16 protein-coding genes, 1 tRNA gene and 1 pseudogene are annotated in these 18,478 nt (G+C 68.9%); 9 read left to right on the top strand and 9 right to left on the bottom strand.

All coding sequences use genetic code 11. The annotated features are described in order from the left end of the window. Positions 1 to 20 precede the first annotated feature (20 nt). Together zwf and ACWJI7_RS05470 are read right to left on the bottom strand one after the other, a co-directional pair. Complete coding sequence (gene zwf, locus ACWJI7_RS05465) at positions 21 to 1,544, bottom strand: glucose-6-phosphate dehydrogenase (RefSeq protein ID WP_479935973.1); 1,524 nt, start codon at positions 1,542 to 1,544, stop codon at positions 21 to 23. A 152-nt stretch (positions 1,545 to 1,696) separates the two neighbouring features. Further along, the gene (locus ACWJI7_RS05470) at positions 1,697 to 2,860 is read right to left on the bottom strand and encodes a phycobilisome linker polypeptide (RefSeq protein WP_479935975.1); all 1,164 of its coding nucleotides are present in this window, start codon (positions 2,858 to 2,860) and stop codon (positions 1,697 to 1,699) included. Between the two features lie 261 nt (positions 2,861 to 3,121). Here ACWJI7_RS05470 and ACWJI7_RS05475 point away from each other — a divergent pair, with 261 nt between their 5' ends. Further along, the gene (locus tag ACWJI7_RS05475) at positions 3,122 to 3,598 is read left to right on the top strand and encodes an SRPBCC family protein (RefSeq protein WP_479936029.1); all 477 of its coding nucleotides are present in this window, start codon (positions 3,122 to 3,124) and stop codon (positions 3,596 to 3,598) included. A 274-nt stretch (positions 3,599 to 3,872) separates the two neighbouring features. Here ACWJI7_RS05475 and ACWJI7_RS05480 read toward each other — a convergent pair. Further along, positions 3,873 to 3,945: transfer RNA gene (locus ACWJI7_RS05480), tRNA-Glu, on the bottom strand. Positions 3,946 to 3,995: 50 nt separating this feature from the next. Beyond that, positions 3,996 to 5,155: pseudogene (locus tag ACWJI7_RS05485) on the bottom strand (histidine kinase). 132 nt (positions 5,156 to 5,287) lie between these two features. Here ACWJI7_RS05485 and ACWJI7_RS05490 point away from each other — a divergent pair. The 4 genes from ACWJI7_RS05490 to pepN all read left to right on the top strand — a co-directional run bounded on the left by ACWJI7_RS05490 (position 5,288) and on the right by pepN (position 9,677). Then, positions 5,288 to 5,869, top strand: coding sequence for a hypothetical protein (locus ACWJI7_RS05490; RefSeq protein WP_479935976.1), 582 nt, complete (start codon positions 5,288 to 5,290; stop codon positions 5,867 to 5,869). Positions 5,870 to 5,902: 33 nt separating this feature from the next. Beyond that, on the top strand, positions 5,903 to 6,346 hold the full coding sequence (locus tag ACWJI7_RS05495; RefSeq protein WP_479935978.1) for a cAMP phosphodiesterase: 444 nt from the start codon (positions 5,903 to 5,905) through the stop codon (positions 6,344 to 6,346). 127 nt (positions 6,347 to 6,473) lie between these two features. Beyond that, positions 6,474 to 6,905, top strand: coding sequence for a hypothetical protein (locus ACWJI7_RS05500; protein WP_479935980.1), 432 nt, complete (start codon positions 6,474 to 6,476; stop codon positions 6,903 to 6,905). A gap of 69 nt (positions 6,906 to 6,974) precedes the next feature. Next, complete coding sequence (gene pepN / locus ACWJI7_RS05505; RefSeq protein WP_479935982.1) at positions 6,975 to 9,677, top strand: aminopeptidase N; 2,703 nt, start codon at positions 6,975 to 6,977, stop codon at positions 9,675 to 9,677. On the opposite strand, the gene ACWJI7_RS05510 is transcribed toward pepN, so the two are convergent. Both ACWJI7_RS05510 and ACWJI7_RS05515 read right to left on the bottom strand, forming a co-directional pair. Then, entirely contained in the window at positions 9,647 to 10,819 is a 1,173-nt protein-coding gene (locus tag ACWJI7_RS05510; protein WP_479936031.1) for a glycoside hydrolase family 10-like protein, read from the bottom strand. The genes pepN and ACWJI7_RS05510 overlap by 31 nt on opposite strands. 157 nt (positions 10,820 to 10,976) lie before the next feature. After that, positions 10,977 to 11,972, bottom strand: a complete 996-nt coding sequence (locus ACWJI7_RS05515; protein ID WP_479935984.1) for a ribose-phosphate pyrophosphokinase — start codon at positions 11,970 to 11,972, stop codon at positions 10,977 to 10,979. A gap of 84 nt (positions 11,973 to 12,056) precedes the next feature. On the opposite strand from ACWJI7_RS05515, the gene ACWJI7_RS05520 reads away from it, so the two are divergent. After that, a complete protein-coding gene (locus ACWJI7_RS05520; RefSeq protein ID WP_479935986.1) occupies positions 12,057 to 12,638 on the top strand; it encodes a hypothetical protein in 582 nt (193 codons plus the stop codon). Here the strand turns inward: ACWJI7_RS05520 and ACWJI7_RS05525 are convergent. Next, positions 12,595 to 13,650: an LCP family protein gene (locus ACWJI7_RS05525; protein WP_479935988.1), complete on the bottom strand. Its 1,056-nt coding sequence runs from the start codon at positions 13,648 to 13,650 to the stop codon at positions 12,595 to 12,597. The genes ACWJI7_RS05520 and ACWJI7_RS05525 overlap by 44 nt on opposite strands. 104 nt (positions 13,651 to 13,754) lie before the next feature. Between ACWJI7_RS05525 and ACWJI7_RS05530 the strand changes: the two genes are divergently transcribed. Further along, positions 13,755 to 14,993, top strand: coding sequence for a Coenzyme F420 hydrogenase/dehydrogenase, beta subunit C-terminal domain (locus ACWJI7_RS05530; RefSeq protein ID WP_479935990.1), 1,239 nt, complete (start codon positions 13,755 to 13,757; stop codon positions 14,991 to 14,993). Further along, positions 14,993 to 16,543 carry a 4-alpha-glucanotransferase gene (gene malQ / locus ACWJI7_RS05535; RefSeq protein WP_479935992.1) on the top strand — a complete coding sequence of 517 codons (1,551 nt, stop codon included), beginning with the start codon at positions 14,993 to 14,995 and terminating at the stop codon, positions 16,541 to 16,543. Before ACWJI7_RS05530 ends, malQ begins: the two co-directional genes overlap by 1 nt. Here malQ and ACWJI7_RS05540 read toward each other — a convergent pair. Continuing rightward, complete coding sequence (locus tag ACWJI7_RS05540; RefSeq protein ID WP_479935994.1) at positions 16,513 to 17,427, bottom strand: helix-turn-helix domain-containing protein; 915 nt, start codon at positions 17,425 to 17,427, stop codon at positions 16,513 to 16,515. The two genes, malQ and ACWJI7_RS05540, sit on opposite strands and share 31 nt — an antisense overlap. 52 nt (positions 17,428 to 17,479) lie before the next feature. After that, a complete protein-coding gene (locus ACWJI7_RS05545; RefSeq protein ID WP_479935996.1) occupies positions 17,480 to 18,229 on the bottom strand; it encodes a pseudouridine synthase in 750 nt (249 codons plus the stop codon). Positions 18,230 to 18,373: 144 nt separating this feature from the next. On the opposite strand from ACWJI7_RS05545, the gene ACWJI7_RS05550 reads away from it, so the two are divergent. Further along, positions 18,374 to 18,478, top strand: a 105-nt coding sequence (locus ACWJI7_RS05550; protein WP_479936032.1) for a sigma-70 factor domain-containing protein, incomplete at its 3' end; no start/stop codon positions are given.

Genomic DNA, 18,478 nt, shown 5'->3' on the forward strand with positions numbered 1-18,478 from the left:
GAGCGGGGTGGGGCCGCCGCTCAGGGCCGGCGCCACATCAGGCCATCGCGGCCGATCAGGCTGTCGGCGGCGGCGGGACCCCAGGTGCGGGCCTCGTAGGGATGGACTGGAAGCTGCCAGGGACTCTCCTCGATCAACTCCAGCAGCGGCGTGTAAAGGCGCCAGGCCGCTTCCACTTCGTCGCCTCGGGTGAACAGAGTGGGGTCCCCCAGCATGGCGTCCGCCAGCAGGCGCACGTAGCCCTCATCGGAGGGTTCCCCAAAGGATTCGTCATAGGAGAAGTGCATGTCCACCGGGCGGCTGCGCATCCCCGACCCGGGTGATTTGACCTCGAAGCGGAAGCCGGCACCCTCGTCGGGCTGGATGCGCAGGATCAGCTGGTTGGCGGTGGGGCTGCCGCCGGCGGCATCGAACAGATGCACGGGAGCCTCCCGGAAGGTCAGCACCACCTCACTCATGCGCTTGGGCAGGCGCTTGCCGGTGCGCAAGTAGAAGGGCACGCCCTGCCAGCGCCAGTTGTCGATGAAGAGCTTCATCGCCACATAGGTTTCGGTGGTGCTGTTGGGGTTAACCCCCGGCTCCTGGCGGTAGCCCGGCAGCGGGCGGCTGGCGCTGCCACCCGGTCCGTACTGGCCCCGGACGCAGCAGTTCCAGGGCTCCAGCTCATCGGCCAGCCGGGCCGACTGGAGCACCTTGGCCTTCTCGTTGCGGATCGCCTCGGGATCGAACCGTCCGGGCGCCTCCATGGTGGTGAGGGCGAGCATCTGGGTCAGGTGGTTCTGCACCATGTCCCGCAGGGCTCCGGAATCCTCGTAGTAGCCAGCCCGCTCTTCCACACCGACCGTTTCCGCGGCGGTGATCTCCACACTGGCGATGTAGTTCCGGTTCCAGATCGGCTCGAAGATCGTGTTGGCGAACCGCAGCACCAGAATGTTCTGGACAGTCTCCTTGCCCAGATAATGATCGATGCGGAACACCTGGCTCTCCTGGGCGCAGGCCTGCACGATCGTGTTGAGCTGCTGGGCGCTGCCGTAGTCGCGGCCGAAGGGTTTTTCGATGACCACCCGGCTGCGCTTGGGATCGCTGAGCAGGCCGGCAGCGGCCAGGGCCTGGCAACCGCTGCCGTAGAACGCCGGGGACACCGACAGGTAGAAGGTGCGATTGCCACGGGTGGCCCGCTGGCGGTCGATGCCCTCAAGGCGCTGGGCAAGCCGCACCAGATGGTCCGGCTGCTGCAGATCGACGGGCTCATAAAAGAGCCCGGCGGCGAACTGATCCCAGGCCCCCTGGTGTTCGGTGGCCACCGTCCCAAGCGCTTCGGCCATGTGGGAGCGGAAGTCCTCGTCGCTCCAGGGCCGTCGCGCGCAGCCCAGAACGGCGAATTCCGTGGGCAGGCGTCGCTGCCGGTACAGCTCGAACAGGGCTGGCACCAGCTTGCGGTGTGTGAGGTCGCCGCTGGCGCCGAAAATCACCAGACACTGGGGCGAGATCACCCGTTCCTGGCGCAGCCCGACCCTCAGCGGATTGGTGAGCGTGACGGTCATGGAGGAGAGGCGGATGGATCCTGAGTACCCACGAAAGCCGGGAACGCCCCCCCGGCGCCGCCGCCGGCGCGCTTCTGTGCTGGTTTCGGAAAAAAGGCCCGCCTCCGGGGGCGGGCCAGGCCCGGCCGCGATGGCGGGCCCGGGGGGAGATCTCAGTAGGTTTCCACGTGCCAGCGCTCGGCCTTCTTGAGCTGGGGACGGAGTTCCGACCAGGTGAGACCCTTGGCGTCGGCAGCGGTGGTCATGGCCTCATCGATGCCCGGCTCCATGCCCCGCAGACCGCACATGTAGACGTGAGTGGAGGGATCTTCGATCAGATCGAAGATTTCCTCGCCGTGTTCGGCAACCCTGTCCTGGATGTACATGCGGCCGCCGCTGGGGTTCTTCTGCTCCCGACTGATCGCTTTGGTGTAGCGGAAGTGATCGGGGTAATCCGCCAGGTAGGTTTGAAAATCCTCCTCGTAGAGAAGGTTGGCGGTGGTGGGAACCCCCATGATCAGCCAAGCTTTGCCGCGGAACTGGTACTCAGGATTGCGGGCCCGCTCGCCCGGATCGAACATGCGACGCAGGAAGGCCCGCATCGGAGCGATGCCGGTGCCGGTGGCCAGCATGATCACATTGGCGTTTTCATCGGCGGGGAGTAGCATCTCCTTGCCCACCGGCCCGGTGATCCTGATCTGGGCCCCGGGTTCAATGTCACAGAGGAAGCTGGAGCAGACCCCATTGATGGTTTCACCGTCTTTCTCATACTGCAGCTGACGCACACAGAGGGAGACGGTGGCATCTTCCTGGTTGTCGCCGTGGCGGGTGCTGGCGATGGAATAGAGGCGGAGCTTGTGGGGCTTGCCGTTGGCATCCACTCCATCGGGAATGATGCCGATGCTCTGCCCCTCCAGGTAGTGAAGATTCCCGGCAGAGAGATCGAAGGTGATGTGATTCACCCTCCCGATCGCCCCCTCCGCCAGCAGGGAGTAATTGCCGAGGACGGTGCCGACGTAGGGATCCTTCGGCTTGTAGAGGTTGACCGGAACGGCTTCGTGCTTGACGGGGGTGGTCACTGGAGGGGCGGCGGCTGGGCTGGGGGCGGGGGGTTCCGAAGCCTGGGGAGCCGGGACGGCAGGATCCTGGCCGGCGGGCGTTACCGAAAGGAGGCGGCCACCCAGCTGATTGATCAGACGAAGGGTGGCCTGCATCCGGGAGAGCGGGATGGTGAAGCGCCTCTCGGCCGTGCGCGTGGCAGCCGTCTGAAGCCCCTCGACCACCAGGGTGAACATGCGGGCATCGGACTGACGGAGCGCTGCTGTCGAGATGCGCATCGAATCCACTGTCTCCGGAAAAGGCGCGCCGATCATAGGCACTCTCTTTGCTCCCCCCCCCTGACGGACCGTCGGCCTTTGCGAACCCAATTCCAGGCATTGCGGCTAGGTTTGTCGGGCAGCTGTGGCCCGACCCGTCCGCCCTGCCCCGAATCCAGCGTTCTCCACAACTTGGCGCAACACTCGGTTCTTCCATCCGTGTCCCCTCCAGCGCTGGTTCCGATCCAGGACAGTTGCAGCCTTGACACCATCCAGCAGGACATGGAGCGCCTGCCGCAAGGCACCCGCCGGCTGGCGGTGCAACTGAGGCTGAGCCTTCCGCCGGAGCTGATCTGGACGGTTCTGACCGACTACGAGAACCTCAGCCGATTCATCCCCAACCTGGATTCCTCCCGCCTGCTCTGGCGCCGAGGGGACCGGGTCGGCCTGGAGCAGGTGGGCTGCCAGCAGTTCTGCGGGCTGCGCTTCTCGGCACGGGTCGAACTGGAATTGCGGGAGCAGCGGGGCGAGGGCCTGCTCAGTTTCATCATGCTGCAGGGGGATTTCCGCCGGTTTGAAGGGTCCTGGCAGATTGGCGACGACCCGATCGGCAGCCGCCTGCTCTACGAACTCACCGTCCAGGGACGTCCCGGGATGCCCATCGGCCTGATCGAGCAGCGCCTGCGGGAGGATCTGGCCGCCAATCTCCGCTCCGTGCAGCGGGAAGCCCTGCGCCGCAGCTCCACCGCAGGCTGCTGAGCCCGGCCTGGGGAGGGGCTGCGTCCGAGCCCCGGCGGCGGACCCCACGCTGGACCCGGGCAGCATCGCCGCGCCAGGTCAGCCGTGGCTGCGCGGAGGGATTTGCATTCTCCGCTGAAGGATTCCTCGATGGAATCCTTCAGCGGAGAATGCGGCATTACCGGCACGATTGGGTGTGTTGCAGGCCGGCTGATGGGGAAATCTTTCAGCCTTCTTGATCCTGAAAGCGGAATGACCTGAATCCGAATGGGCCGATGATCTGCAGTGGTCGTGATACCCCCAAGGGGATTCGAACCCCTGTCGCCTCCGTGAAAGGGAGGTGTCCTAGGCCTCTAGACGATGGGGGCGAGGCCACCGGGGTTGGGCATTCTGGGCCGGCTCCACCGATGGGTGGACGCTACGGGTCGGAGTGTCCCTTCGTCAAGGCTGGGACTGGCCTGGCGAGTTCTGCCCGGTCCACACCGGCACGCTCACGTGGAAACAGGCTCCCTCTCCCGGTTTCGAGACCACCCAGATCCGGCCCCCGTGCACATCGGCGATGCGGCGACAGACCGAGAGCCCGACGCCGTAGCCGGAGGTGGTGGCCGAGGTCTGGGGCAAGCGGACCCGCTCCAGGAAGATGCGCTCCTGTTCCTCGGGAGGAATACCCGGGCCCGTGTCACAGACCCGGATCAGCACCCACTGACGGGTGCGATGGAGCAGGGAGAGGGTCACCTGCCCCCCCTCCGGAGTGAACTTGAGGGCATTCTCCAGCAGGTTCAGCAGCACCTGCCGCATCCGGCGCTGGTCGGCGAAGACGTCGGGAAGATCGGCGGGGATCGCCGTCACGAGATTCAGGTTGCGGCCCACCCAGAGTTTCTCCAGCTCGAGGATCGCCTCGGCAGCCACCGGAGCCAGGGCCAGACGCTGGGGATTGAACAGGGCCTCCCAGCGGGTGGTGCCCACCTCAAGCAGATCCATCGACAGGAGTTCGATGTCATGGAGACGCCGGTCGAGCACGTCGCGGCAGCGACTGTTGTCGATCTGACCGAGCTGGAGGCTCTGCAGGGCCAGCTTGGCCGCCGTGAGCGGTGTGCGCAGCTCATGGGCCACCATCCGCAGCAGACGCTCCTGCACCCGCAACCGCTCGGCCAGGGTTTCATTCTCCTGGCGCAGCACCAGCACCTGGTCTTCCAGCTGCAGCTCCCGCTGGGTGCGACTGCCATCCCGTTCGGCGGGTCGCAGGGTCATGCCCAGATCGCTGACCACCCCGTGCTGCTGCCAACGGGGCAACCAGCCCTTGAGCTGCTCGAGAACGGTGTTGCCCGCGAAGACCTGACAGGGGGGCGGTTCCAGCTTGACCAGCGCCGGTGTCGCCACCAGGCGGTAGAGCTCCAGCAGCTCCGGCTGCTTGGAGGGATCGGCCACGCTCAAACTGATGTCGAATCCACAGTCGTTGCCGTCGAGGTAGCTGAGCACCCCGCGCAGGTCGGCCGAGGCGAGATGGTGGGGTGCCGCGACCAACAGCAGCTTCAGCGGCCTGTTCCGCGGGGAATCCCCCTCCGGGGAAGCCGGGATGGTGGGGCTGGTTTCCCCCGCAGCAGTCACCGTGTCGAGACCCGGAAGGTGGGCTTCACCCTATGGGTTCAACCCGCAACCCCGCGCCACCGCTATGACAAGGGGAAGATCCCCGATCCGCGGCCGGCCACGATGACCTCCAGCGCGGATCGGGCCAAGACACACACCCCCGCTCAGCCCGCCCGACGGGGGGAACCGAGCCGGATTCAGCTGGACAGCAGCCTCAAGCGCTGGTTCTCCCGTAACCTGGGCCTGTGGCGCTCCCGGCGCGTCTACTTCTTCCGGGATCAGGAAGCCGCCGAGCGGGACGACATGCTGCTGCGGATCGAGCGTTTCGACGAGCCGGTGGAGGGGGAAGCTGCCTATCGGTTCTCGTGGTGGCCCGAACGGGATTGCGGCTTCTTCGAGCGGCAGACCAGCCAGGTGGCGGCGGGCAGCATGACGGCCTATCTCTGCGGCCACCAGCTCCGGCGCAGCTCGGGATACCACGGCAGCGCCCCGATCCGATCCCAGATCCGCCAGGTGGACGAGCACGCGCTCACCTTCGAATCCCATCAGCGGGACTGGGATATCCTCGATCACATCCGGCTCGTGGATCAGGACCGCTATCGGACCCGGTCGATCTACTCCTGGCGCGACGGCGAGCTGGAACTGGCCGAAAATCACCACGAACTCCGCCTGGAGGAGGCCGGTGTGCCGTTGGTGATCGATTGATCGACGCCGGCTGTGCAGCAGCATGGGGACTTCATGACGGTTCAGACGTTGCGCCTCACGCCACACCGGATCCAGCCCCTGCTGGTGGCTGCCTCCCTGCTTCTGCCGCTGGGTCTGGTTGCCCCGGGGGCCGAGGCGGCGCCGGCCACGGATGCCGAGATGTCTCTCTACACCAGGATTGCCGCAGTTAACGTCTGCATCGCCCTGGGAGCCGATGTGCCCTTCGACAAGGCCGCCCCCATCGCCGGCGAAACGATTGCCCAGCTCATTCAGGGGCAGCACGGCGGGCAGATCCGCCAGGTGGGGGACCAGCCCCTGAGCATCGAGGAGCTGCGCCGCGGCTCGGTGAATTCAGCCGTGCTCGGAGCCGTGGAGCTCTGCCCGAAACTGGTGCCCGCCGATGTCACCCAATCGGTGGAGGAGGCCCTCAAACAGGAGGAGAGTGGCCCCGCCGCCCCGCCGGCCCGCACCCCCTGAGCGGGGCCCGCTCCGGGAGAGGATGCATCCGGACACATCCGCCGGCGCGGCAGTCGCAGTTCAGGCAGGCCTCGCCGCTTTGCTGATGGCACCCCTTCGGGGCTGACCTCCGCCTGTGACCGCCATGGTGTCCTTCCGTCCCCTCCACCCTTCTCTCCTGCTGGCCGCGGGGCTGGGAGGGATCGCCCTGCTGCTGCCTGGCCACGCCGCCGCCAATCCGTACGCCCCCGTCTACCAGATGGTGCCTGTCTACCAACCGGTGCGGGTGAGTCCGGGACCCGCCGTTCCGGTGCGCAACTGGCCCGCCGCCCCCTACCAGGACTACGCGGCCCCGGTTCCATACGCCCAGGTGCAGCCGGGGCCCATGAGCTGGCAGGAGGCCCAGGCCCAGCAGCAACGCTGCTCGATCGGCCGGCTGGTGGGCGGTGTGCTCGGCGGCGGAATCGGCTATGCCGCCTCCCGTCAGGACGGACGCACCTGGGCGGTGCCCCTGGGGGCCCTGCTCGGGTCCCAGGTGGGCTGCAATACGGGCCAGGGGCGTGCACCGCTGCCCTGGTGAGGCGCTGGGGCCCCCTCCTCGCCCGGGGTGACGGGGCGCCAGGATCGGAGCCCGTTGCTTCCGGGCCCGATGCACCTTGTGCGGCTGGCTGACTACCGCCCCTTCCCCTACAACCTCAAGCGGACGGACCTGACGGTGCGGCTCTTCCATGGCCATGCCGAGGTGGAGGCCTGGCTGGCCTTCGACCCGGCCGCCGTCGGGGCGCCGGCCGGGTCGGCGCCACCCCTGCTGCTGCAGGGGGCGGCTCTGGAACTGCTCGAGCTGGACCTCGATGGAGCCCCCCTGGGCGGGGAGCACTACCGGCTCGATGGCGATCAGCTCCGCATCGACGCCCCGCCCAGCGGCCCCTTCGTGCTCCGCAGCCGGGTACGGATCCATCCCCAGGTCAACACCAGCCTCGAAGGGCTGTACGTCAGTGGCGGGATGTTCACCACCCAGTGCGAGGCGGAAGGATTTCGCCGCATCACCTTCCACCCGGATCGCCCGGATGTGCTGAGTCGCTTCCGGGTGCGGATCGAAGCCGACCGTGACAGCTGCCCGGTGCTCCTCTCCAATGGCAACTGCCAGGAGAGCGGCGCGCTGCCGGGTCCCTCCGCCGAAGACGGCCGGCACTACGCCATCTGGGACGACCCCACGCCCAAACCCTCCTACCTGTTCGCCCTGGTGGCGGGTCGCCTGGAGGAGGTGCGCGATCACTTCATCACTTCCAGCGGCCGGACCGTGCAGTTGCGCCTCCATGTGGAGCAAGGCGACGCCGCGTTCACTGGCCACGCCATGGCTTCGCTGAAGCGTGCGATGGCCTGGGATGAGCAGGTCTACGGGCTGGAATACGACCTCGATGAATTCAACATCGTAGCCGTGCGCCATTTCAACATGGGCGCGATGGAGAACAAGAGCCTCAATATATTTAATTCCAAGCTGGTTCTCGCCGATGCTGCCACGGCCACCGACGCAGAGCTGGAGCGTATCGAAAGTGTGATCGCCCATGAATATTTCCACAACTGGACTGGCAACCGCATCACCTGCCGTGACTGGTTCCAACTCTCGCTTAAGGAAGGCCTGACCGTCTTCCGGGATCAGAGTTTCACGGCGGATCTTCATTCAGCTGCCGTGAAAAGAATTGAAGATGTATCGGTTCTGCGCAACACCCAGTTCCGTGAGGATGCCGGTCCCACAGCCCATCCCGTTCAGCCCGACCACTATTTGGCGATCGACAACTTCTACACCACAACCATCTATGAAAAGGGAGCGGAGCTGATCCGCATGCTGCAGACGCTGCTGGGTTCAGATGGCTTCCAACGCGGCATGGCGCTCTACGTCAAACGCCACGACGGCACAGCCGCCACCTGCGACGACTTCCTGCGGGCGATGCGGGATGGCAACCCCGGCGCCGCCAAGGTCGACTTCGATCGCTTCCGGCTCTGGTACAGCCAGGCGGGCACGCCAGTGCTGCGGATGCTGCGGGACTGGGACGCCGAGACCGGAGCCTTGACGCTGACCGTGACCCAGCACACTCCACCCACCCCTGGGCAGGACGAGAAGTCCGCCGTGGTGATCCCCCTGGTGCTGGGACTGGTGGATCAGGGGGGGGAGCCCATTCCCCTCCGGCTGGCGGAGGAGAGCGCGGAGCAGGCCGAGCGCGCCCGACTGGACCCTTCCTGGGGTCCCCACAGCCGTCTGCTCGTGATCGAGCGGGAGGAGCAGACTCTGCGCTTCGAGGGTCTCGCCCCCCACAGCCATCCGCCGGCCCTGTCGCTGCTGCGGGGCTTTTCGGCTCCGGTGCGGCTCGAGATCGAGCGCCCCCCCACCGAGCTGCTGCACCTGCTGGCCTGCGATGGGGAGCCGTTCGCCCGCTGGGATGCCGGCCAGGCCCTGCTGCGGGAGGTGGTGCAGCAACGGGCCACCGGCCAGCGGGACGAGGAGCTCGAGGAGGGGTTGATCGCGGCGTTCGGGCGCATCCTCCAGGACGGGTCCCTCTCGGAGGCCAACCGCTGCGCTCTGCTGGCCCTGCCGGGATCCGCGGAACTGGAGGAAGCCATGGAGGTGCCCGATCCACCGGCCCTGTTCGCCGCCCTGCGGGGCCTGGAGGCCCGGTTCGGCGAGGCCCTCTCCACCGTGCTACTGGCTGAGCTGCACCGCTGCCGGCCCCAGTGGGACCTGCCCTGGCCCCAGGGCAGTGGCGATCGTCAGCTCACCGGGGTGATCTGGGCGTGGCGGGCCGCCGCCGGCGATCCGGCGATCCGGAAGGAGGCGGCCACGGCGGTGACGGGATCCTCGATGACCCTGGCGCGGGCCGGCCTGCGGGCCCTGCAGCCCCTGGCCTGCCCGGAGCGGGAGGAGGCGATGGCCGCCTTCCTGGAGCGCTGGCAGGAGCGGCCGGTGATCCTGGACGCCTGGTTCGCCCTCGAAGCCAGCGCCCCCTTCGCCGATGGACTGAGCCGGGTGGAGGCCCTGTTGCAGCATCCCCGCTTCGACCCCGCCGCCCCGAATTCGGTGCGAGCCGTGCTCGGCGGCCTGGCCGGGAACGCTCCGGTCTTCCATGCCCTCGACGGCAGCGGCTACCGCTTCATGGCCGAGCGGATCGCCTGGCTCGACGGCCGCAACCCGATCACCGCCTCACGGCTGGCCAAGCTCTTCTGCCGCTGGCAGAGCTACGGCCCGGTGCGGCGGGAACGGATGCGGGACGCCCTGGAGCTCCTGGCCGCCGGGACGCTCTCCTCCAACACCAGCGAGGTGGTGGATCAGAGTCTCGGCCGGGAACTGCGGGGATAGGGATCGGGATACAGCGACTGGTGCAGCCGACCGAAGAAGGCCTGGCGGGCCGATCCCCCCTCCCGGCCGGCATGGACTCCCCAGAGGCCCTCCCAGTAGAAGTAGATGACGCCCATCCCTCTCCTGGAGACCTGCTCCACCTTCTGCTTCAGCACCGGGGTGGCCGTGGTTCGTCCGCCGAAACCGGCCAGCACCCCGATCTGGATCGGCATGCCCCAGCGGCGGGCCTTGACCAGCGCCGCCTGGCTGAGGTCCTTGGTGAAGCCGGCCACGGAATAGGCGTAGTTCTGGACCACCAGCTCATCGACGAGTTCGCCGAGGGCCCAAATCTCCCAGTCCTGCAGCCAGTGGTTGTAGGCGAAGCGGAATGGGCCGGGGGAGTGACTGATCACGGCACCACTGCGATTGCGTCGCAGATCGCTGCGCAGGGCGCGCAGCAGGCCCGTGAGCTGCTGACGTCGCCAGGTCATCCACTCCCGGTCGGTGTAGTTGTCGGGCGGTTCACGGCCCTTGTCCTGCCGGTAGAGCCCCCGGGTGTAGGCGTCGTAGCCGAGTTCCACGGGCCAGGCGAAATGGTCGTCGAGCTGGATGCCATCCACCCCGCAACGGGTGACGATCTCCCCGATCAGGCCCAGGACCCGCTCGCGCACCCCGGGATGGGCCGGGTTGAGCCAGACCCGCAGATCCCGCAGCGGGGACGTCTTGAGATTCGCGCCGTGCATGGCGTAGAGGGTGGAGCCGTCGCGGCGTTTCAGCACCCACTCCGGGTGGCGCCGCACCACCTCGGCGTCGGCCGGCTCCATCAGGCCGTATTCGAACCAGGGAATCACCTTCATGCCCCGGCGCTGACCGGCCTTGGTGATGCGGCAGATCGGATCGAGCGAAGGATTGACCTGCCGGAGCTTCGGCTCCATCGGTGCGAATCGGCTCTGATGGAAGGTGGTGCCGCGGCTCCAGACGTTCGGATAGAGGGTGTTGACGCCGGCGGCGGCCATCTGCTCCACCGCCCGCTCAATCAGGGCGGGGTCGTAGTAGAGCCGGCTGGGACTGTTGGTGAGCCATACCCCCACCCTCTGGCTGGCCGCCAGGGCCGGCAGCGCGGCCAGGGCCTGCAGGGCGGTGGTGAGCGCCACCGTGACCAGGGCCGGCAGGGCCCGCCGGAGACGGGTCCTGGCCGAAGACGGTTCAAGGGGACGGGGATCGGAGAGAAGGGAGGGGATTGCGATAGGGCTGGGACACGACGCTGGACGTTACCCAAGCAAGCCGGGAGCGCAAGCCGACCGGATCAGCTCCATCCCGTCAGCGGAACATCGAGCTCACCGAGCTCTCCTCATGGATCCGCCAGATCGCTTCGCCGAGCATGTTGGCCACCGACAGCACCTGCAGCTGGGGGAAATGGCGCTCGTCGCTGATCGGAATGCTGTTGGTGACCAGCACCTCCTCGAACAGCCCCGGTTCGGAGAGCCGCTCGATCGCCGGCCCCGAGAAGACCGGATGGGTGGCACAGGCCAGCACCCGGCAGGCGCCGCGCTGACGCAGCAGCCGTGCTCCCTGGCAGATCGTGCCGCCAGTGTCGATCATATCGTCGATCAGGATCGCCGTCTTGTCGGCCACATCCCCGATCACCGTGAGACTCTCGGCCACGTTGTGGCCGAAGCGGCGCTTGTCGATGATCGCCAGCGGGGCATCATGCATCTGCTTGGCGAAGGCCCGGGCCCGGGCCACCCCCCCCACATCCGGCGACACCACCACCACTGCGCCCAGGTCGCGGGTGGAGAGGTAATCCACCAGTACGGGGGAGCCGTAGATGTGATCACAGGGGATGTCGAAATAACCCTGGATCTGGGAGGAATGCAGGTCCATGGCCAGCACCCGATCGACACCGGAGGTGACCAGGAGGTTGGCCACCAGCTTGGCGGTGATCGATTCCCGTCCCGCTGTCTTGCGGTCGGCACGGGCATAGCCGTAGTAGGGAACCACCGCCGTGATCTGGCGGGCCGAGGCGCGCCGGCAGGCGTCCACCATGATCAGCAGCTCCATCAGGTGATCGTTCACCGGAGCGCAGGTGGGCTGAATCAGGAAGACATCACAGCCGCGGATCGATTCCTGGATCTGGATGTAGAGCTCACCATCGGCGAAGCGCTTGATCACCCGTGGACCGTCCGGCACGCCCAGGTACGCACCGATCTCCCGGGCCAGGGCCGGGTTGGAGGTGCCGCTGAACAATCTCAGCCGACGGGTGTCGTGGCTGGGGGGCTCGTGCTCCACCCGTTCAGCGGTCAAGAAACTGGTCACGGCTGGCGTGAGCAAGCACGGCTGAAAGCTGATGGTAGAAGCCCCCGGGCCAGCTGAGTGAAACGAACCGTGAAGTCGTCCTCCATGGAGGTCGTCGCGGCCCCCGTCCCCCCCCCCCTGCGTCTGGTGCTGGTCCCCGCTGGCCAGGCCGAGAGGATGGACGCCGCCCTGGAGGGGGCCGCCGCCCGGCTGGGGGCCCGGCTGGAGCTGCCCCGCCATCGACTGGCCGGAGCCGGGGAGTTCAGAGCGGCCGACCCCGACGCCGCCCTGGGGGCGCTCCAGGACCGGGGCGGGCCCTGGCTGGGGACCCTGGCCGCGGACCCCGGTCGATGGCAGCCCTGGGGCGGCCGCTGGGCGGAGGTGCTGGGGGCCTGGCGCCAGCCGGCGCTGCTGCTGATCGACGCCGAAGGGATGGACTCCGGACGGGCCGCGGCCTACGTCGCCCTGCTGGAGCGCTCGGCCGTGCCGCTGCTGGGACTCCTGCAGTGGGGCGAGAGCGTGGTCGGCCGTGACGGAAGCCGCCAGGGGCTGCCCTGGTTGGGCTGTCTTCCCAAGGCCGGATCGGATGGACCTGACCCGGCCGCCCCGGGATCGGGCGAGGAAGAGATGGAGCTGGCCGCGATCAGCGCCCTGGCCCGGCGCTGGAGGCGCCACTGTTCAGAGTGACCTGCGGGGGCCAGAGGGGCCGTGGGGCGGCAGCCTTCAGCTGGCGCAGCGGCTGAGCGGCGGTCCCCACCGGCTCCAGGGGCACCTGATCCACCACCAGGGGCCCGGAGCGCTCCAGGGCGGTGGCTAGCAGGCTGAGCGCCTCGCCCTGGGTCAGGTTGGTGTCCAGCTGGGTGGTGAGCCGCTGCCAGCGCTCCGGCAGCTCGGGCCACTGATCGGGGCGGGCCAGCTGCTGGACCAGGGCGATCAGCACCTGGTGCTGACGCCCGCGGCGGGCCGTCTCACCCCCCGTTGTGTCGCGATAGCGGACGAACTGCTCCACCTCGGGGCCTTTGAGCAGCTGCAACCCTCCCTGGAGATCGATGCCGTAGGCCTGGGCTTTGTCCTGGTATCGCATCGGGGTGTCCAGGCTCAGCTCCAGTCCGCCCAGGCCGTCGACCAGTTCCCTGAGGGCCGAGCGCGGCAGCACCACATAGCGCTCCGGCTGGCCGGGATCGAGCCCCACCAGCTGGGCCACGGCCTCGGCCGTCAGGGCCGGCCCCCCCTGTCGGTAGAGGGAACCGAGCGACTGAAGCTTGGCCTGGCCCGGGAGCTTCACCGCCAGCTCGATCGGGAGGGCCAGCACCCGTGGCGGCCCCTCGGGATCGACGCGCACCAGCAGCAGGCTGTCGCTGTTGGCGGGGCCGGAGGGGGCGGCGCCGTTGGTGGCACTGGCCAGACGGTCGGCATCGCTGCCGACCACCAGCACGGTGATGGGCCGGCTGGTGGGATCGGCCAGCCCCGCGGGGCTGGCGCCGGACGCGTCGACGGCCAGGCCGCGATCGGGTTGGGCCCAGAGCAGATCCAGCAGGCCGATCGCCCCCACCACCCCGAGGACACCGGCGCTGATGGCCAGAAACCTCAGTCCCAGCGCCCGGAGGCTCCGCCGCGGAGACGGCTGGCCGGGTTGCCGCTCGCTGGGCCGGTGGGGGTGGTGCCGATCCGGCACCCCCGCGGAGTGTCCGCCGCTCATGGACCCTTCTGCCGCTGACGACTTCCCTTCACTTTGACGCAGCCGCTTCGCGCGGAGGTGGGCGCCGATAGGTTGTGGAGGTTGCTTCCCCGGCCGGATCGCCCTTGACCGCCGCCTCAAGCCCCGGCCCTTCCCCCTCGCCCCGGCCGCCCCGGCAGGGCGCACCCCACGAGCGGGCCCGGCCCCTGACCAAGGGGGGCACCTACCCGGCCAAGGACCTCTGCAGTCAGTGCGGCCTCTGCGACAGCCGCTGGGTGGCCTACGTGCGCCAGGCCTGCGCCTTCCTCAACCAGCGGTTCGAGACCCTTGAGGAGCAGGCCCACGGCCGCAGCCGGCGCCTCGCCGACGAGAACGAGCTCTATTTCGGCGTGCACCAGCGCATGGTCACGGCCCGGCTGACCCCGCCGATCGAGGGGGCCCAGTGGACCGGGATCGTCAGTCGGATCGGCGTGAGAGCCCTGGAGACCGATCTGGTGGACGCGGTGCTCTGTGTGCAGCAGAGCCCCGACGACCGCTTCACCCCCGTGCCGGTGCTGGCCCGCACACCGGCCGAGGTGCTGGCCGCCCGCGTGAACAAACCCACCCTCTCCCCCAACCTGGAGGTGCTCGAGCAGCTGCCGGGCAGCGGCATCCGCCGGCTGCTGGCGATCGGTGTGGGGTGCCAGATCCAGGCCCTGCGGGCCGTCCAGCCCACCCTCCCCCTTGACGCGCTCTACGTGCTCGGCACCCCCTGCGTGGACAACGTCAGCCGCAAGGGCCTGCAGACCTTTCTGGAGAGCGCCAGCCGCTCGCCGGACACGGTGGTGCACTACGAGTTCATGCAGGATTTCCGGATCCATTTCCGCCATAGCGACGGCAGCACGGAGACCGTGCCGTTCTTCGGCCTCGACACCCCCCGGCTCAAAAGCGTCTTCGCCCCCAGTTGCCTGAGCTGTTTCGATTACACCAATGCCGGTGCTGATCTGGTGGTGGGCTATATGGGGGCCACCTTCGGGCGGCAGTGGCTGGTGGTCCGCAACCCGACGGGCCAGCGGTTGCTCGATCTGGTGGAAGCGGAACTGGACCTGGCTCCGGTCACCAGCCGGGGCGACCGTCGGGCTGCGGTGCAGCAGGGTATCGACGCCTATGACAAGGCCCTGAAGCTGCCGATGTGGCTGGCGGAACTGGTGGGTGCCCTGGTGAAGCGCTTCGGCCCCCAGGGGCTGGAGTACGGCCGCTTCTCGATCGATTCCCATTTCACCCGGAACGCCCTCTGGGTGCGCCGGAACCACCCCGAGCTGGAGGAGCGGCACATCCCGGCCTTCGCGCGCAAGATCGTCGATCGCTACAGGCTGCCCGGTTGATGGTCCCCACCTCCGAACCCGGCCGGCGACCAGCGTCGCGGCGCTGCGGCGTGCTGCTCCATCCCACGGCCCTGCCGGGCACCCCCGGCTGCGGCACCTTCGGGGCCGGGGCGCACCAGTGGATCGATCGGCTCAGCGACGCCGGGATCGGCGCCTGGCAGTTGCTCCCCCTCGCCCCCACCGACGGCACCGGCTCCCCTTACAGCTCCCCCAGCGGTTTCGCGCTCAATCCCTGGTTCCTGGATGCGGAGAGGCTGCTCGAAGACGGGGCCCTCACGCCACAGGACGCCCGGGCCCTGCCGGACGGCCGGCTGGACCGGCTGGATCTCGAGGCCTGCACCGCCCGCAGCGCCGCCCTTGGCCAGGCCCTGCTGCGACGCTGGCCAGAGCAACCGCGGGAGAGCCGGGAGCGGTTCGAACGCTGGTGCGAACGGGAGGCGTTCTGGCTGGAGGATCACGCCCGCTTCATGGTGCTGCGCCAACGGCATGGCGAACGCCCCTGGTGGACCTGGCCGGAACCGCTGGCCCGCCGGCGATGGCACGCCCTGAGCCGCCTCGACCGGGAGCGGTCGGCCCCCCTGCTGCAGGAGAAGCTGCTGCAGTGGCAGCTCCAACAGCAATGGGAGCGGCTGCGGGATCACGCCAGCCGGCGTGGCGTTGATCTGATCGGTGATCTGCCCTTCTACGTGGCCCATGACAGCGCGGATGTCTGGGCCCATCGCCATCTGTTCTCCGTCCGGCCGGATGGCTCCCTCACGGAGCAGAGCGGAGTGCCGCCGGACTACTTCTCCGACACCGGCCAGCTCTGGGGCACTCCGGTGTTCCGCTGGCCGCTCCATCGTCTCACCCGATTCCGCTGGTGGATGCGGCGGCTGGAGCGGCAGCTGGAGCTGCTTGATTGGCTCCGCCTGGACCACTTCCGCGCCCTCGAGGCCTTCTGGAGCGTGCCGGGCGAGGCGGACACCGCCCAGGCGGGCCGCTGGCGGCCTTCCCCGGGGGTGGCCCTGCTGAGCCGGCTCCAGAGCCGCTGGCGACGGGCCGGGACCGGAGTGCTGCCGTTGATCGCCGAAGATCTCGGGGTGATCACCCCGGAGGTGGAGGCCCTGCGGGATCGCTTCACCCTGCCGGGAATGAAGATCCTCCAGTTCGCCTTCGACGGCAACCCCGACAACCCCTACCTGCCCGCGAATTACCGGGGGGATCACTGGGTCGTGTACACCGGCACCCACGACAACGCCACCTGCCTGGGCTGGTGGGACGATCTGGCCGAGCACCAGCGCCGCCAGGTGGGGGAACTCATCGGCAGTCCCATCGAGGCTCCCGGCTGGCAACTGCTGGAGCTGGCCCTCAGCTCCAGTGCCGAACTGGCGGTGGTGCCCCTCCAGGATCTCCTCCACCTCGATGATCGGGCCCGCTTCAACACCCCCGGCACGGCGAGCGGCAACTGGAGCTGGCGGCTGGACCAACCGATCGACAGCCTGGAAGGAGCGTTGCGGGGCCTTGCTGGGCTGGCGCAGCGTTATGGGCGCGCCACCGGTGGGATCCGGTAGGTGCCGTCCTGATCGGGCTCGGCCGGCAGGGGCTTTTCGTTCCAGAGCACCCCGTTCGGACCCGCGGGCGGATCCAAGCTCAGCCGGATCGGCGGCTGCAGTTGCAGCACCAGTTCACCGCTGGCCCCGCGCAGCTCGGAACGCTGGCCGGATTCACTGGCCAGGCTGATGCGGGTCGGCTGGGCCAGCTGCAGGCGGAGGACCCCCACCACCGAGGCACCCCGCCGGCCCCGTTCCTGCTGCTGCAACCGCTGACGTGCCACGCCACGGGAAGCCTGCCGCAGGGGCCGCAGCTCCGGGTAGGCCTCCAGCAGGGCCGCACCCGGATCGGGCGCTTCGGCCTGCTCCTCGGCCGGCAGGGGCGGAACCGGACGGAGAGTCAGCTGATTGGCCGCGGCCAGCCGCTGCTGCTGCAGGTTGAGCAGGTAGACGAGCCCCAGGGTGATCAGGCCATAGAGCGCCGTGCCCTGCCAGGTGGTAAAGACATCGATCGATCCCGGCGTGAAGCGCACCAGCAACGGCCGGGACTCGGAGTCCCGCCCCGCCGGATCGGACTGGGGTGGAAACGCCGGCTCCAGGCTGCCGGCGGGCAGCTCCAGGGAGTGCTCCAGCAGGGGAAGCATCGTGCGCAGGTAAGCGGGCTCCGGCAGGCGCTCGCGCCAGCCACGCTCGAGGGCCTCCAGCACCGGTGTGCTGATCCTGGTGGCGGCGGCGAGCTCGCGCAGCGTCAGCCCCCTGGATTCCCGGCGCTGCCGAAGCAGCCGGCCGCAGGCCAGCAGCGGATCTTCCGGGGCGGGGGGGGGCAGGGGACTGGACGGGCGCGACCAGGGCCACCAGCGCCGCAGGCGACCGGAGACGACGGTGGGGATGCTGGAGCGTGGCATCGATCGGCCGGGTCGCAGCGGGCGTCGAGGTGGATGGCGACAGCCTGGCCGATCAGACCGGGCCGGCGTCGCTGGCCTGGGGGGCCATCGCCTGATCGTCCCACTCCCCGGGCTCCAGGTGGCGCCAACAGCCCTCCGGCAGAGCGCCGAGTTGCAGCGGGCCGATCGCCACCCGCTCCAGGTCCTGGACCGGATGGCCAAGCCGCTGGGCCGTGCGGCGGATCTGCCGGTTTCGGCCCTCCCGCAGGACCAGCTCCAGCAGTGTTCCATGGCGCCGGCTCCGGATCCGACGCAGCGCGACGGGCAGGCTAGGACGCCCGTCGAGCGGTACGCCCAGGCGCCAGCGCTCCAGCACCTCAGGGGACGGATGTCCCTCCACCCACACCTGGTAGGTCTTGCGGTGGCCATGGCGTGGATGGCTCAGGCGCAGGGTCAGATCACCGTCGTTGGTGAGCAGGAGAGCGCCGCGGCTGTCCGCATCGAGGCGCCCCACCGGGTGCAGCCCGGTGCCACGGGAGAGCTCCGGCGGCAGCAGGTCCAGCACGGTGGTGCGGCCGTGGGGATCCCGGCAGCTGCAGAGGACGCCGGCGGGCTTGTGCAGCAGCAGGGTGATCGGCGCGGCCCGCTCCCGCAGGGGCTGGCCGTCAAGCTCGACCCGATCCAGCCGTGGATCGGCCCGGTCGCCAAGCCGGGCCACCGCCCCGTTCACCCGCACCCGCCCCTGGACGAGCAGCTCCTCGGCGCGCCGGCGCGAACAGAGGCCCGCACCGGCCAACAGCTTCTGCAGGCGTTCCGCCGTCATCCCTGTCCCGGTCTGGCCGCAGCCGATCACTCCGGAGTCAGTCTCGCCGCTGCGGGGGGCCGGTGGGAGGCGCCCCTGGCCGGAATGGGACAGTCGATGGTAATTTACGAAACACAAAGGTTTCCTAACTCCCTTTCCGGCTCCATGCCCTCCCTTCCCGTGGCCGCTGCCGACTCCGCCTCCCTCGTGCCCAGCGGCGATCTGGTGCGTTCCTACCTGCGCGACATCGGCCGGGTGCCGCTGCTCAGC

It is taken from the genome of Cryptocyanus atlanticus LEGE 06306 (assembly GCF_056633155.1).